The organism is Micromonospora sp. MP36, from assembly GCF_008119785.1.
Classification (GTDB): Bacteria; Actinomycetota; Actinomycetes; order Mycobacteriales; family Micromonosporaceae; genus Micromonospora.
The window spans coordinates 1-14,611 of record NZ_VSFA01000009.1 but is presented as its reverse complement, the minus strand read 5'-3'; the positions used below and the strand labels follow the sequence as shown (position 1 = coordinate 14,611).

At 74.3% G+C, this 14,611-nt stretch carries 17 protein-coding genes; 8 read left to right on the top strand and 9 right to left on the bottom strand.

The window, feature by feature from the left end; genetic code table 11:
* Positions 1-2 precede the first annotated feature (2 nt).
* Entirely contained in the window at positions 3-971 is a 969-nt protein-coding gene (ftrA, locus tag FXF52_RS10810; RefSeq protein ID WP_187413436.1) for a transcriptional regulator FtrA, read from the bottom strand.
* A 71-nt stretch (positions 972-1,042) separates the two neighbouring features.
* Here ftrA and FXF52_RS10805 point away from each other — a divergent pair, with 71 nt between their 5' ends.
* Positions 1,043-1,495 carry a rhodanese-like domain-containing protein gene (locus tag FXF52_RS10805; RefSeq protein WP_148796033.1) on the top strand — a complete coding sequence of 151 codons (453 nt, stop codon included), beginning with the start codon at positions 1,043-1,045 and terminating at the stop codon, positions 1,493-1,495.
* Between the two features lie 46 nt (positions 1,496-1,541).
* On the opposite strand, the gene FXF52_RS10800 is transcribed toward FXF52_RS10805, so the two are convergent.
* Both FXF52_RS10800 and FXF52_RS10795 read right to left on the bottom strand, forming a co-directional pair.
* Positions 1,542-2,288, bottom strand: a complete 747-nt coding sequence (locus FXF52_RS10800) for a hypothetical protein (protein WP_148796031.1) — start codon at positions 2,286-2,288, stop codon at positions 1,542-1,544.
* Between the two features lie 50 nt (positions 2,289-2,338).
* Complete coding sequence (locus tag FXF52_RS10795) at positions 2,339-2,821, bottom strand: DUF6232 family protein (protein ID WP_148796230.1); 483 nt, start codon at positions 2,819-2,821, stop codon at positions 2,339-2,341.
* A gap of 161 nt (positions 2,822-2,982) precedes the next feature.
* On the opposite strand from FXF52_RS10795, the gene FXF52_RS10790 reads away from it, so the two are divergent.
* Positions 2,983-3,420 (top strand): nuclear transport factor 2 family protein, encoded by a 438-nt coding sequence (locus tag FXF52_RS10790; RefSeq protein WP_148796029.1) that lies wholly within the window; start codon positions 2,983-2,985, stop codon positions 3,418-3,420.
* Here the strand turns inward: FXF52_RS10790 and FXF52_RS10785 are convergent.
* A complete protein-coding gene (locus FXF52_RS10785; RefSeq protein WP_148796027.1) occupies positions 3,366-3,884 on the bottom strand; it encodes a DUF6232 family protein in 519 nt (172 codons plus the stop codon). The genes FXF52_RS10790 and FXF52_RS10785 overlap by 55 nt on opposite strands.
* A gap of 97 nt (positions 3,885-3,981) precedes the next feature.
* Between FXF52_RS10785 and FXF52_RS10780 the strand changes: the two genes are divergently transcribed.
* From FXF52_RS10780 to FXF52_RS10765, 4 genes are all read left to right on the top strand, one after another.
* Positions 3,982-4,755, top strand: a complete 774-nt coding sequence (locus FXF52_RS10780) for an enoyl-CoA hydratase/isomerase family protein (RefSeq protein ID WP_148796024.1) — start codon at positions 3,982-3,984, stop codon at positions 4,753-4,755.
* Positions 4,756-4,866: 111 nt separating this feature from the next.
* A complete protein-coding gene (locus tag FXF52_RS10775; RefSeq protein WP_148796022.1) occupies positions 4,867-6,489 on the top strand; it encodes an acetolactate synthase in 1,623 nt (540 codons plus the stop codon).
* A 153-nt stretch (positions 6,490-6,642) separates the two neighbouring features.
* Positions 6,643-7,617 carry an ATP-binding cassette domain-containing protein gene (locus FXF52_RS10770; protein ID WP_148796020.1) on the top strand — a complete coding sequence of 325 codons (975 nt, stop codon included), beginning with the start codon at positions 6,643-6,645 and terminating at the stop codon, positions 7,615-7,617.
* Positions 7,614-8,423: an ABC transporter permease gene (locus tag FXF52_RS10765; protein ID WP_148796018.1), complete on the top strand. Its 810-nt coding sequence runs from the start codon at positions 7,614-7,616 to the stop codon at positions 8,421-8,423. Before FXF52_RS10770 ends, FXF52_RS10765 begins: the two co-directional genes overlap by 4 nt.
* On the opposite strand, the gene FXF52_RS44015 is transcribed toward FXF52_RS10765, so the two are convergent.
* From FXF52_RS44015 to FXF52_RS10740, 5 genes are all read right to left on the bottom strand, one after another.
* Positions 8,407-8,724 carry a hypothetical protein gene (locus FXF52_RS44015; protein ID WP_370517930.1) on the bottom strand — a complete coding sequence of 106 codons (318 nt, stop codon included), beginning with the start codon at positions 8,722-8,724 and terminating at the stop codon, positions 8,407-8,409. The genes FXF52_RS10765 and FXF52_RS44015 overlap by 17 nt on opposite strands.
* A 1,007-nt stretch (positions 8,725-9,731) precedes the next feature.
* A complete protein-coding gene (locus tag FXF52_RS10755; protein ID WP_148796016.1) occupies positions 9,732-11,840 on the bottom strand; it encodes a BTAD domain-containing putative transcriptional regulator in 2,109 nt (702 codons plus the stop codon).
* Between the two features lie 38 nt (positions 11,841-11,878).
* Entirely contained in the window at positions 11,879-12,286 is a 408-nt protein-coding gene (locus FXF52_RS10750) for a PLD nuclease N-terminal domain-containing protein (RefSeq protein WP_148796014.1), read from the bottom strand.
* 28 nt (positions 12,287-12,314) lie between these two features.
* On the bottom strand, positions 12,315-12,614 hold the full coding sequence (locus FXF52_RS10745; RefSeq protein WP_148796013.1) for a DUF202 domain-containing protein: 300 nt from the start codon (positions 12,612-12,614) through the stop codon (positions 12,315-12,317).
* A complete protein-coding gene (locus FXF52_RS10740) occupies positions 12,611-12,997 on the bottom strand; it encodes a DUF202 domain-containing protein (protein WP_148796011.1) in 387 nt (128 codons plus the stop codon). Before FXF52_RS10740 ends, FXF52_RS10745 begins: the two co-directional genes overlap by 4 nt.
* Positions 12,998-13,038: 41 nt before the next feature.
* Between FXF52_RS10740 and FXF52_RS10735 the strand changes: the two genes are divergently transcribed.
* Both FXF52_RS10735 and FXF52_RS10730 read left to right on the top strand, forming a co-directional pair.
* Positions 13,039-13,836, top strand: coding sequence for a GNAT family N-acetyltransferase (locus tag FXF52_RS10735; RefSeq protein ID WP_148796009.1), 798 nt, complete (start codon positions 13,039-13,041; stop codon positions 13,834-13,836).
* A gap of 2 nt (positions 13,837-13,838) precedes the next feature.
* Positions 13,839-14,243 carry a hypothetical protein gene (locus tag FXF52_RS10730; RefSeq protein WP_148796006.1) on the top strand — a complete coding sequence of 135 codons (405 nt, stop codon included), beginning with the start codon at positions 13,839-13,841 and terminating at the stop codon, positions 14,241-14,243.
* The last annotated feature ends 368 nt before the right edge of the window (positions 14,244-14,611 follow it).

Below are 14,611 nucleotides of genomic sequence, written 5' to 3'. Positions count from 1 at the left end.
GGCTACGCCGCGCCGGCCCGGAACGCCCGCCGGTACGCCGACGGCGACGTGTGCATCGCCCGGCCGAAGTGGTGCCGGTAGGTGACCGGACTGTCGAAACCCACCGCCGTGGCGATCTCCGCCACCGGCGCGTCGGTCGTCTCCAGCAGGGGCAGGCTGGCCCGGACCCGCTGGTCGATCAGCCAGCGGATCGGGCTGACACCGGTGGCCCGGGCGAAGTGTCGCAGGTAGCTGCGGGTCGACATGTGCGCCTGCCTGGCCAGCGCCGCCACGGTCAGCGGCTCGGCCAGGTGGTGGACCGCCCAGGCCACGCTGGCGGCGATCCGGTCGTCGTCCGGGTCGACGCTCACCGGCGCCTCGATGAACTGGGCCTGGCCGCCGTCGCGGTGCGGCGGGATCACCAGCCGGCGGGCCACCGCGTTGGCGACCGCCGCGCCGAAGTCGCGGCGGACGACGTGCACGCAGAGGTCCAGCCCGGCGGCGCTGCCCGCGCTGGTGAGGATGTCGCCGTCGTCCAGGTAGAGCATGTCCGGGTCGACGGTGACCGCCGGGTGACGGCGGGCCAGCAGATCCGCGTACCGCCAGTGGGTGGTGGCCCGCCGACCGTCGAGCAGACCCGCGCCGGCGAGGGCGAACGCGCCGGAACAGATCGACATGAGCCGGGCGCCCCGGCGGTGCGCCCGGCGCAGCGCGGCCACCAGCTCCGGCGACGGGTCGGCGGTGACGTCCGGCACCCCGGGCACGATCACCGTGCCGGCCTCGGCGAGGGCCGCCAGCCCGTACGGGGTGTGCAGCGCGGCGCCGCCGACGACCGGCACCGGCCCGGGACGTTCCGCGCAGACGATGAGTTGATACCAGTCGACCTCCAGCTCGGGCCGGGGCAGCCCGAAGACCTCGGTCACGATGCCGGTCTCGAAGACCGACATCCCCGGGTACGCGAGCACCGCCACGGTCCGGTCCACGGGAGCCATGGCGGGATGTTAGCGGAGGACGGCGATCACGCCACTCCCGCCACTGCCCGCCCAGGCCGCAGGATCACCGCATGACGTTCTCCGTACCGCCGGCCGACCCGGCGACCGCCGCCGCCCACTTCCTCGCCCGGCTCAGCTTCGAGACCGACGTCAGCGACGTGCACACGGCGCTGGAGGCGGGCACGCCCGGCCTGGTGGTGGTCGACTCGCGGGGCGCCGCGGCCTGGCGGCAGGGCCACCTGCCGGGCGCCGTGCACCTGCCCACCGCCGAGACAGCCGCCCGGGCCGCCGAGCTGGTGCCGGCCGGATCGACGGTCGTGACCTACTGCTGGGGGCCGGGCTGCAACGGGGCCACCCGGTCGGCGCTGGAGTTCGCCCGGCTGGGCTGGCCGGTGAAGGAGATGATCGGCGGCTTCGAGTACTGGGCGCGGGAAGGCCTGCCGGTGGTCACCCCGGAGGGGACCGTCCGCCGCCGGGTGGACGAGCTGACCGCGCCCCGCGCCGCTGCCGTCTGCGCCTGCTGACCCGTCCGCCCGGCCTCGTCCGGTCGGCTCCAGCGGGCGGCCCGGCTCAGTCGGCCACGCCCTCGCGATCGGCCGGCTCGTCGCTGCGGCGTTCGCCCCGCCGGCGCAGCATGTTGAGGCCGGGGATGCCGGCGACGGCCAGCTTCAGGTCCCGGGTGACGGCGAGCAGGTCGTGCAGGTCCGGGCCGACCCGGTCCAGGGTGGCCAGGATCGGCAGGACGTCCGAGGTCAGGTGCTCCTTCAGCTTCGGCAGCTCGTCGACCAGCCGGATCGCGGCGGTCACCTCCTCCGGGCTGAGCTGCTCGACGAACCGGGCCGCCATCGGCGCGGCCCGCCGCAGCGCCGGCTCGTACGCCGCCAGCAGCTCACCGGCGGTGCCGGCCGCCGCCTCGGCCGCGACCACCGTGCCGGCTGCCCGCCCGGCCACCGCGTCGGCCTCGGCGACCACCGTGCCCGCCGCCCGGGTCACCCGCTCGGCCTCGCCGACCAGCACGGCGGCGGCGGTGGCGACTCCGGTGGCGGTCTCCACGGCCTCGGTGGCGGCGGCGCTGATCACGGCGACCTCCTTGACCGCCGTCTCCGCGTCGGCGAGCACCCGGTCGGTGCGGTCGAGGGTGCCCTCGATCCGGTCGACCACCGCGTTGATCCGCCGCAGTAGCGCCTCCACGTCGTCGAGCACCGCGAAGGCGCGGGCCGGCACGGCGGCGAACGCGGCGGCCGAGCCGAGCGCCTGGTCCAGGGCGGAACGGGTGAGGCCGACGACGGCGCCGGGGCGGGGGAGGGGAATTGCCATGCCCACAGTGTGCGTCGCCGCAGCCAGCACCGCCGGGTGGCGGCGGCCGGTCACCGTCGGTCGCCCTGCTGCTCGACGGCGCGTTGCACGGCCCGGTAGATCTGCCCGAACCGCAGCGCGTCCGGCGTACGCAGCAGCATCACCTCCCGCCCGTGGTGCTGCACCCACAGCTCGTGCACCCGGTTGCCCCGGTCGTACGAGCGGTCCAGCCAGCCGAGCGGCACCTCCAGGAACGGGGCGAGCGCCAGCGCGGCGACCGCGCAGCCCGCCAGGACGACCAGGGCCAGCTTCCAGTTGCCCCGGTCCTGCGCGGCCCAGGCGAGGGACAGCACGCAGACCACCGCCACCAGCGGCGGTAGCGACAGGAGCAGGACCAGCACACCGCGGCCGAGGACCCGGGACCGGACGGCCAGCGTGGTCGGGCCGCGCGCGTGCCAGACGTACGTGATCTCGGCGAGAGCGACGACGTGCCCACCCGCACGGATGGCCTCGGAGGTGACCTGTACCGCGTCGTCCCGGTAATAGAGGGCCATCATTAAGGCTAACCACCGCGGTTCAAGTGTCTGTTGTCGGCGACAGGCCGGCGGCCAGGTTGATGCACGCCTCCCGTGGAGCTGAATCGCTTGCGATATCGACTCGACCCGGCAGCCGCTGGGGCAGCGGAGGGACGACCAACCGGGTAGCGTCCGGGCCCATGACGGACCGGAACGGCGCCGGCGGCCCGGCGGGGGAGAGCGAGCGGGAGCGCAACGTCGAGGTGGTCCGGCGGTACCTGCGGACGTTCGTCACCAAGGACCTGGCCGAGTTGGCCGAGGTGGTCGCCGAGGACGTGCAGATCTACGGCTCGGGCGCGGCGGTGCGCGGCCGGCACCACGTCGAGGGCGCGATCTCTTCGCCCGGGCTGACCGTGGTCGACCAGGAGATCCTGGAGCTGTTCGCGGCGGAGGACCGGGTGGTCGTCTCGATGGCGCAGACGTATCGCCGGGACGCTACGGGGGCGACCGCCGTGCAGAGCGCCTGCAAGATGTACCGGCTGGCCGGCGGCCGCATCGTCCAGTTCTGGGGCGAGCAGGACCTCTACGGCCTGCTGCGCGGCCTGACGATGCTGCCGGACGAGTCGCTCGCCTTCTGACGCCGGGGCGCCGGCCCGCTCTCCATGGCGCGCTGCACCGCCCGGTAGATCTGGCCGAATCGCAGCGCGTCGCCGCTGCGCAGCAACCGCACCGGCCGGCCGCGCCAGCGCGCCCACATCTCCAGCTCCCGGCTGCCCCGGTCGTACGACCGGTCGAGGTGCTCGAAGAGGACGTCGGCGAGCGGCCCGACCCCGAGGCCGACCAGCACCGAGGCGCCGACGACGGCGACCATCACCACGGGCGAGGGCCGCAGCCAGATCGCCAGCCCGACCCCGACCAGCGCGGCGGCCACCGGCCCGGCGAGGGCGGCCCCGATGGCGCCTCGGCCGGCGAGCACCCGCCAGGAGCGGCTGCCCCGGCGGTGCCACACCACGCTGATCTCGGCGAGCGGGAACGTCCGGCCGTCGACGCGCACGGCGGTCGAGGTGACCTGCACGGACCTGTCGTCGTAATAGGTGATCATGGCCGGACTCCCGGTGGCGGGGCGTGTACCAGACTACTTGCCCAACGACCCGGGTCGTAAGGTTGGCACGCGACTTCGACGAGGAAGTGAGGGCAGCGTGGGCGAGTTCGTCAGGCTGGAAGTGAAGGACGGCATCGGCACCATCCGGCTGGAGCGGCCGCCGATGAACGCGCTCAACACCCAGGTGCAGGAGGAGTTGCGCGCCGCCGCGGCCGCGGCCACCGCCGACGCAGAGGTCCGCGCGGTCATCGTGTACGGCGGCGAGAAGGTCTTCGCCGCCGGCGCGGACATCAAGGAGATGGCCGACATGTCCTACGTGGACATGGCCGCGCGTGCCGCCGACCTGTCCAGCGCGCTGGGTGCCATCGCCCGGATCCCGAAGCCGGTGGTCGCCGCGATCACCGGATACGCCCTCGGCGGCGGCTGCGAGCTGGCCATCGCGTGCGACTGGCGGATCGTGGCCGACGACGCCAAGCTCGGCCAGCCGGAGGTCAAGCTCGGCATCATCCCGGGCGCCGGCGGCACCCAGCGGCTGGCCCGCCTGGTCGGCCCGGCGCGCGCCAAGGACCTGATCATGACGGGCCGGATGGTCGACGCGCAGGAGGCCCTGCGGATCGGCCTGGCCGACCAGGTCGTCCCGGCCGCCGAGGTGTACGACGCCGCCGCCGCCTACGTCAAGCCGTTCCTGACCGGCCCGGTGCAGGCCCTGCGGGCCGCCAAGCTGGCCGTCGACGGTGGCCTGGACATGGACCTCAACTCGGGCCTTGCCTGGGAGAGTCAGCTCTTCGCGGCGCTCTTCGCCACCGACGACCGGCGCGAGGGGATGGCCGCGTTCGTCGAGAAGCGCAAGCCGGACTTCACCGGCCGCTGAGCCCCGGTCCGGGTCGACGGGCCACCTGCCGCCGTCGACCCGGGGCCGGTTCACATCCGGGCTACCGGCCAGTAGCGTGTGACTCCGGTCCTGCTACGAAGGGAAGCGGCGATGACGGAACGGGTCGAGGGGCACGGCGGCGAACTGGCGCTGGCGGCGCTGCGCGCGCACGGCGTACGGGAGATGTTCACCCTCTCCGGCGGGCACGTCTTCCCGCTCTACGACGCCGCGCACAAGACCGGCTTCCCGATCTACGACGTCCGGCACGAACAGTCCGCCGTCTTCGCCGCCGAGGCCGTGGCGAAGCTCCAGCGCCGCCCCGGCCTGGCCGTGCTCACCGCCGGCCCCGGCGTCACCAACGGCGTCTCCGGCCTGACCAGCGCCTTCTTCAACGCCTCGCCGGTGCTGGTGCTGGGCGGGCGGGCCCCGCAGTTCCGCTGGGGCTCCGGCAGCCTGCAGGAGATGGACCACCTGCCCCTGGTCGCCCCGGTGACCAAGCACGCCGAGACGGTGTTCACCGCCGACGACATCCCGCGCGCGGTCACCGCCGCCCTCACCGCGGCGCTCACCCCGCATCGCGGCCCGGCCTTCCTCGACTTCCCCCTCGAGGCGGTCTTCTCGGTCGGCGACGCCGACCTTCCGGCCGTCGCTCCGGTCGCCCCGCTGGAGGCGGACCCGGACGAGCTCACGCGGGCCGCCGGGCTGATCGCCGGTGCGACCCGCCCGGTGATCATCGCCGGCTCCGACGTCTACGCGGGCGACGCGATCGACGCCCTGCGCGCCGCCGCCGAGTCGCTCCAGGTGCCGGTCTTCACCAACGGCATGGGCCGGGGCGCCCTGCCGCCGGAGCACCCGCTCGCCTTCGCCAAGGCCCGCCGGGTCGCCCTCAAGGGCGCCGACGTGGTCGTGGTCATCGGCACCCCGCTGGATTTCCGGCTGGGCTTCGGCGACTTCGGCGACGCCGAGGTCGTGCACATCGTCGACGCGCCCAGCCAGCGTGCCGGGCACGTCCAGCCGGCCGCCAGCCCCGCCGGTGACCTGCGGCTCATCCTCACCGCATTGGCCGAGCACCCCGGCGAGCGGGCCGATCACGCCGACTGGATCGCCCAACTGCGGGTCGCCGAGGACGCCGCGAAGGCCCGCGACGCCGAGGAGATGGCCGCCGAGACCGATCCGATCCGCCCGGCCCGGGTCTACGGTGAGCTGCGCCGGGTGCTCGCCGCCGACGCGATCACCATCGGCGACGGCGGTGACTTCGTCTCGTACGCCGGGAGGTACCTGGAGCCGGCGCAGCCGGGCACCTGGCTCGACCCCGGCCCGTACGGCTGCCTCGGCACCGGCATGGGCTACGCCATGGGGGCCCGGGTCAGCCACCCCGACCGGCAGATCTGCGTGCTGATGGGCGACGGCGCCGCCGGTTTCTCGCTGATGGACGTGGAGTCCCTGGTCCGGCAGCAGCTCCCGGTGGTCATCGTGGTCGGCAACAACGGCATCTGGGGTCTGGAGAAGCACCCGATGCGGGCCATGTACGGCTACGACGTGGCCGCCGACCTCCAGCCCGGGCTGCGCTACGACAAGGTGGTCGAGGCGCTCGGTGGCGCGGGCGAGACGGTGGAGAAGACCGCCGACCTCGGCCCGGCCCTGACCCGCGCCTTCGACGCCGGCGTGCCGTACCTGGTCAACGTGCTGACCGACCCGGCCGACGCGTACCCCCGTTCGTCCAACCTGGCCTGACGGCCGGACTGCGACCGCCGTCGCCGGGTGACCGGCGCGGCGGTCGCGTCGTTTCTGCCCGCAGGTAAATCAGCGGTTTGTCAGCGGTTGTCGCCGTAACGTCAGCGCCGTCGCTCAAGGTGGGGTGACCAGCGAGAACGACAGGAGTTGTCGATGACGTACGCGATCCGCGCGGAGGGCCTGGTCCGCCGCTTCGGCGCGACCACCGCCCTGGCCGGGGTGGACCTGGCCGTCCCGACCGGGACGGTCTTCGGGCTGCTCGGGCCGAACGGGGCGGGCAAGACCACCGCCGTCCGGGTGCTGGCCACCCTGCTCGCCGCCGACGAGGGACACGCCACCGTCGGCGGGTACGACGTCCGCCGCGACGCCCACCGGGTGCGCCAACTGATCGGCCTCACCGGCCAGTACGCCTCGGTCGACGAGAACCTGACCGGCACCGAGAACCTGCTGCTCATCGGCCGGCTGCTCGGGATGTCCCGGGGCGACGCCCGGTCCCGCGCCCGGCAGCTGCTCGCCGATTTCCAGCTCACCGACGCCGCCGAGCGGGCGGCCAAGACCTACTCCGGCGGCATGCGCCGCCGCCTCGACCTGGCCGCCAGCCTGGTCGGCCGGCCGCAGGTGCTCTTCCTCGACGAGCCGACCACCGGGCTCGACCCGCGCAGCCGCAACGAGCTGTGGGACATCGTCCGCAACCTGGTCGCCGACGGGGTGACGGTGCTGCTCACCACCCAATACCTGGAGGAGGCGGACCAGCTCGCCGGCGAGATCGCCGTGGTCGACCACGGCCGGGTCATCGCCCAGGGCACGCCGGAGGAGCTGAAGGCCCGCACCGGTGGCCAGGTGCTCGCCGTGCGGCCGATCGACCCCGCCGACCTGCCCACCGTGCTGGCCATCACCGGCGAGGTGACCGGGGCCGCTCCCGAGGTCGCCCAGTCCACCGTAGCGGTGCCGGTGAACGACCCGGCCGTGCTGCCGGCCGTGGTCCGCCGGCTCGACGCCGCCGAGATCGCCGTCGCCGAGCTGGCCCTGCGCAGCGCCAGCCTGGACGAGGTCTTCCTCTCCCTGACCGGTCACCGGGCCGAGCAGGACGCCCCAACCGACGCTGACCTGGAAAGGATCCTCGTATGAGCAGCGCAACCCTCGCCGCTCCGCTCGCCCCAGCCCGCCGGCCGAGCCTCGCCGCCGGGCTGCGGCACACCTTCACCCTGGCCTGGCGGAGCCTGGTACAGATCAAGCACAACCCGATGGAACTGCTCGACCTGAGCATCCAACCGGTGATGTTCGTGCTGCTCTTCACGTACGTCTTCGGCACGGCGATCGCCGGCTCCCCGGGCGACTACCTGACGTTCGCGCTGCCCGGGATCATCGTGCAGAACGCCTTCTTCGCCACCATGACCACCGGCTTCGGGCTGAACAACGACCTGACCAAGGGGGTGTTCGACCGGCTCCAGTCGCTGCCGGTCGCCCGCTGGGCACCGCTGGCCGGTCGGATCGTCGCCGACACCGTCAAGCAGGCGTGGTCGGTGGCGCTGCTGCTCGGCGTCGGGATGCTCCTCGGGTTCCGGGTGGGCACCGGGTTCGCCGGGCTGCTGGCCGCCTTCGCCCTGCTGCTGGTCTTCTCCCTGGCCGCCTCGTGGATCTCGGTGCTGGTCGGGGTGCTGGTCAGCGAGCCTGACAAGGTGCAGATCTTCGGCTTCATGGTGATCTTCCCGCTCACCTTCACCAGCAACGCGTTCGTACCGACCGACAAGATGCCGTCCTGGCTGCAGCGGTGGGTCGAGATCAACCCGGCCACCATCCTGGCCGACGCGCTGCGCGGCCTGCTGGTCTCCGGCCCGGTGGCCGGCCCGGTGGCTCGCTCGCTGATCTGGGCGGCCGTCCTGCTCGCCGTGTTCGCCCCGCTCGCGGTCCGGGCGCTCAGGCGTCGAGCGTGACCCGGACCACCTCACCAGCGGTCTCCAACCGGTAACCCAGCCCGCCCGCGTACGCCTCGGCGAAACCAGCCTCGCCGAGCGCGGCGCGGGCGGCGGCCTCCACCCGGGGATGGTCGAGGTTCGCGCGATCCGGGCCGCCCCGGACGCCGCTCGCCGCGCCGAGCAGTCGGGCTGCGGCGGCCGGGCGGCCCAGCCGTACCGCCAGGTCGGCGAAGCCGACCAGCACTGCCGCCACCACCGGGGCGTCCTGCGAGCCGAGGGCCAGTTCGAGTGCCCGGTCGTGGTGGGCCCGGGCGCTCACCAGGTCGCCCTCGACCGCGTCGAGGGCGGCCAGGTTGTTGGCGTGCAGCGCCCGCCACTGCGGTACGGTCGCCGAGCAGCCCGATGCTCTCCGCGAGACACGCCCGCGCCCCGGCCCAGTCGCCCTGGGCCCGCAGGATCTCGGCCCGCCCGTGCACCACCGCCGCGCGGGTCTCGTGGGAGCGGCTCAGTTCCGCCTCCCGTTCGGCCCGGGCCAGCACCGCCAGGGCCCGATCGTGGTCACCGCGCCGCCACAGGTTCTGCGCCAGGCGCAGCCGCATCTCCGGCACGTCCTCCTCGAGCCCCAGCTCCTCGAAGTACGCGAGGGCCTCCTCGTGGAACGGGGTGGCCCGGGCCGCCTCACCCCGTCGGTCCAACAGGTCGGCCAGCGAGGTCAGCCCGAACGACATGCCCCAGCGGTCCCCGACCGTGCGGTAATGCTCCAGCCCGGCGAGCAGGTCCGCCTCGGCCGTCTCGTCGGACAGTCCCGCGTTCAGGTACGCGTGCGCCTGAAACAGCCGGGCGGTGCCGGCCACCCACGGGTCCGGGTCCTTGAAGAGCGCGACGAGCATCTCCGGTGCCTGCGGCGGCAATCCGTTGCGGAACGCCGCGACGACCAGTCCGACCAGCCGCAGCACCGGATGCCTGGCCTCGTGCCCGACGGCCAGCTTTGCCGCGCGCTCCAGCCAACCCATGCCGGTGGCGGTGTCCTTGTGGGTGGAGACCAGGTTGAGCGCAGCCATGGTGAGGGTCACGGCGAGCCGGTCGGGGTCGGCCTGCTCGTCCACCCAGGGCAGCGCGAGCACCTGAGCGGCCAGCTCCGCGCCCTCCGCGCGCTGGCCGCTCAGCCACCAGGACCAGCCGAGCGCGGCGGCGTACCGGACCGCGACCGGGGCGTCCCCGGCGGCGATGGCATGCCGCAGCCCGGCGTGCAGGTTGTCGTGGTCGGCGGTGAGCCGGCGCAGCCAGTCGAGTTGCTCCCGGCTGCGCAGCCGTGGCTCGGCCGTCTCAGCGAGGGCCAGGTATTCGGTGGCGTGCGCCCGCCGGATCCGGTCCGCCTCGCCCGCCTCGGCCAGCCGCTGCAGGCCGTACTCCCGGATGGTCTCCAGCATTTGGTAGCGCGGCTCGGCGTCGCCGCCCGCGACCACGAGCGACTTCTCCACGAGCGCGGAGAGCCGGTCGAGCACGTCCGCGACGGCTCCGGGCGGTTGCCCGGCGGCAGCTGCGGCGAGCGGGAGTGGTGGCGAGCGGGAGTGGTGGCGAGTCAGCGCAGACCCGCTCGACCGCGTCCGCGGTTGCCCCACCGGCGAAGACGGCCAGCCGCCGCCACAGTGTCCGCTCCCCGTCGTCCAGCAGGTCCCAGCTCCAGTCCACCACCGCCCGCAGCGTCTGGTGCCGGGGCAGCGCGGTCCGGCTGCCCCAGGTCAGCAGCCGGAACCGGTCGTCGAGCCGGGTGTCCACCTGCGCGGCGGTCATCGCGCGCAGCCGGGCCGCGGCCAGCTCGATGGCGAGCGGCATGCCGTCCAGCGCGCGGCAGATCCGCACCACCGGGCCGACCGTGGTGTCATCCACGGCGAAGCCCGGGCGGACCGCGCCGGCCCGGTCGGCGAAGAGCCGCACCGCCGGATACGTCAGCGCGGTCGTCGGGTCCGCGTCGGCCGGCGGCAGGGCCAGGGACTCCACCGGTCGCAACGCCTCCCCGGTGACGCCCAGCGGCTCCCGGCTGGTGGCCAGCACCCGCAGCCAGGGGCCGGCGGTGAGCAGCCGCTCGGCGAGGCCCGCCGCTGCGTCGAGCAGGTGCTCGCAGTTGTCCAGCAGCAGCAGGGCGGAGCGGCTGGCGAGCGCGTCGATCAGCCGGTCGACCGGCTCGACCGGTTCGGGGGCACCCCGGCCGACGCGGGCCAGCAGCGCCTGTTCGCGCAGGCCGAGCGCGGCGAGCAGGGCCTGCGGCACCTCGGCCGGGTCGGTGACCGGGGCGAGCTCCACCAGCCAGACCCCGTCCGGAAAGCGGTCCGCCACCGCCCGGCCCGACTCGACGGCCAGCCGGGTCTTGCCTGCCCCGCCAGGGCCGGTGAGCGTGGCCAGTCGGTGCCGGTCGAGCAGCGCGGCGACCCGCTCGACGGCCTCCTCCCGGCCGACGAAGCTGGTCAGCGTGTTGGGCAGGTTGCCCCGCGCCGGCGCGGGGAGCCGGCCGGACCCGCTGGTCGCGGCGCGGTGGTCGCTCGCGGCCGGGCCGGTGCTGACCACACGCGAGGCTGCTGCTGCACCGTTCGCCTCCAGCGCCTCCGTCGGGTCGGCCGGGAGACCACCGTGGGGCCGGGCAGGCCGGCGGGTGGGGGCCACCCGCACGGCGGCGGCTACCGGCGGAGCGCCGGTAGCCGGGTGCGCCGGCTCCCGCCCGCCGCGCAGGATCTCCAGGTGCAGGGCGGCCAGCTCGGGTCCCGGGTCGGTGCCGAGGGTGTCGGCCAGCGTGGTGCGTAGCCGCTCGTACTCGGCCAGGGCTTCGGCCGAGCGGCCGGCTCGGTGCAACGCCCGGATCAGCAGCGCGGTCGGCCGTTCCCGCAGCGGGTGGGCGGCGGCCATCTCGCGCAGCTGCGGCAGCAGCGCGTCCGGCGGCTCCCCGGCCAGCCACGCCTCGAGCAGGTCCTCGGTGGCGGCGAGCCGCAGCTCGGTGAGGCGGGCCACCGGCGCGCGCGCGAAGTCGGCGTCCGCGACGTCGGCCAGGGCTGGCCCGCGCCACAGCGCCAACGCCTCGGTCAGCCGCCGGCACCCGTCGGCGGGATCCTCCGCCAGGATCGCGCAGCCGGCGCGTACCGCGTCCTCAAACCGGTGCAGGTCCACCTCGTCACGCGTCAGGGCCAGCCGGTAGCCGCCGGGTCGCGCCTCGACCGGCAGCCCGGGGGCACTGCGGCGCAGCCGGGAGACGAGGGCCTGGAGCGCGTTGGCGGTCGGCGGGGCATGCGGCCAGACCGCTTCGGCGAGCCGACCGACGGTGACCGTCCGGCCGGGCTCCAAGGCGAGCAGGATCAGCAGCCGGCGCAGCCGGGCGCCGCCGAGCGGCAACGGCGCACCGGAGTCGGCGCGCAGCTCCAAAGGGCCGAGCAGGCTGATCCGCACGCCGTCGATTCTGCCCGGCCGGCGCTCGGTCGCCGTGTTCAGACCTCCGGCCGGTCCTTGTCGTTCTCCCGGCGGCGCAGCTCCTCCTCGCGCCGGCGCAGGTCCTCCTCCCAGCGTCGGAGCAGCTCCTGGTCGTCACGGCGGGACCGCTCGGCCAGGGAGGACAGGAAGGCCGGGTCGTCGTCCGGTGCCACCGGCCGGCGGCGGTCCTGTTCGGAGAACCCGTTGCCCATCGGCCAGGCGGTGCGGGGCCGGCGGGCGGTGTGCTCCCGGCCGGCGGCGAACCAGGCGACCGAGCCGATCAGCGGGAAGAACAGGATGATCAGCACCCAGGCGATCCGGGGTAGCACCCGGATCTCACCCTCCTCGGCGGAGAGACAGCTGATCAGCGCGAAGATGGCGAGCACGATCTGCGCCATGAACAGAAGCCCGTACAGGCGAACCATGCCGCACATCATGGCCCACCGTCGCGGTTCAGCGCAGCCCGGCCACCACCGCCACGACGCCGAGCAGGGCGAGACCCGCGGCGGTCAGCGCGGCGAGCGGGAACGACCAGCGCTGGCCCCGCGACGGGCCGGTGCCGGTGGCGCGGTGCCAGGTCGCGGCGAGCGCGGCCAGCCACGACAGCACCGCGAGCCCGGCCAGCAGCGCGCCCGGGCGGCCGCCGGTGAGCGCGAGCCGGACCAGCAGCAGGGTGACCCCGGTGAGGGACAGCAGCGTACGCCGCCAGGCCAGCCGGGTCCGTTCCGGTTGGAGCCCCGGGTCGCCGGTCACCCGACCCCCCGGGCCAGGACCGCGACGACGAGCAGCAGCGCGCCGACGGCGACGGCGAGGGCGAGGATCGCGGGGAACCGGGACGCGGGCAGTTCCTCCCCGAGCCGGATCGCCCGCTCGGTACGCGCCCAGTGGTCGACCGCCCGGACCGCGACCGCGGCGCCGAGCAGCAGCAGCGCGACGGCGATCACCTCGCGCAGGTGGGCCAGCGGCAGCCGGGGCAGGAACTGCGCGGCGGCCAGCCCGCCGGCGATCAGCGCCAGGCCGGTCCGTAGCCAGGCCAGGAAGGTCCGCTCGTTGGCCAGGGAGAAGCGGTAGTCGGGCGTGGTGCCGACCGACCGCAGCTCGCGCGGGTCGAACCAGCTTCGGATCGCCTTCCACACGTCATCGATTATCCGCTTTGCCCCGTGCGTAGCCTGGTGAGATGACTGATCTTGACGCGCGCGGTCTGCGCGATATCTATGACGCACAGATCCGCCCGGAGATCCCGAACCCGCTGCCGGCCGGCGTGACCGTCGACCGGGATGGTCCCCTGGTCCGCATCCTGGGCCTGGACCACCGCGGCTTCATCACCTACCGGACGCTGGACGGGCTGGCCGGCGCGGAGCTGGACGCGCTCATCGCCCGGCAGGTCGAGTTCTTCCGCCGCCGGGGCGAGGCGGTCGAGTGGAAGCTCAACGGCCACGACGAGCCGGCCGACCTGGGCGACCGGCTGAGTGCCGCCGGCTTCGTCCCGGAGGATCTGGAGACCGTCGTGGTCGGTCCGGTCGCGGCCCTGGCCGCCGCCGTTCCGGTCCTGCCCGAGGGGGTACGGCTGCGTGAGGTGACCGCCCGCGAGGATCTGGAGCGGATCGCCGCGATGGAGGAGGCGGTCTGGCACGAGGACCGCAGCCACCTGGTGATCGGGTTGGCGAAGGAGATCGCGGCCGACCCGCAGTCGATCACGGTGGTCGTCGCCGAGGCGGACGGCGTGGTGGTCAGTGCCGGCTGGGTGCGCTATCTGCGCGACACCAGCTTCGCCACGCTCTGGGGTGGCTCGACCCTGCCAGAGTGGCGGAAGAAGGGCATCTACCGGGCGCTGGTGGCGAACCGGGCGCGGCTGGCCGAGCAGCGCGGCAAGACCCTGGTGCAGGTGGACTGCTCGCCGGACAGCCGCCCGGTCCTGGAGCGGCTGGGGCTCGTTGCGGTCACCACGACCACTCCGTACGTCTACACTCCGTGATCATGGAATCGTTGACGGGGGATGAACGGCTGACCCTCAAGACCGGGGCCTTCGGCGCCGTATTCCTGGTCTCCAACGCCGAGCCGGGAATGCTCTCCCTGGTCCGGGAGAGCTTCGCGGCGTCCGGGGCGCTCGGCGAGGCCAGCGGGGTGGTGAAGGAGGCACTCACCAACGGCCCGCTGCCGCAGTTGCCCCGGGACTCCGCGCTGGAGGTCGAGGCGACGGTGCTGCCCGCGTTGCGTCGGGCGGTGGAGATCCTCCGGGCGAAGTCCCCGGCGGACGTCGAGGCGTACCGGTCGGTGGTGCTGGCCGCGGCGGACCAGGTGGCAAAGGCGCACCGGGGGGTGTCGGGCAGCGAGGCGGCGGTGATCGACAAGATCAGGGACGCGTTGGCCGGACCCGCCTGATCGGCTCGGCGGACCAGAGTGCGCGGACGCTGGCCCGTACGCAGCGGTCGCGGACCCGGCCGCAGGCACACCGGTAGGTGTCCGGGATCATCCGGCGACAGGCCCGGCGGGAGGTACGCAGGCCTCCCGCCGGATCGCGCCCGCTCATCGAAGCCCTGTCTCCCGACATGTACGTCACCTCCCGATTTGGGAGCCTACCCGCCGTAGCGACCCTCCGTGACCTGTGTCACTCTGAGCCCCCAGAGCGCTGATGCTACTTGCGGGTAACATAGGCCCGTGGGCAACTGCACAGCAGCCCGTGGTTGACCGATCGTTAAGTCACGCGGGAGGCTGCGCCCGTGACCGGGCGAGTGATCGCTACACCAAAC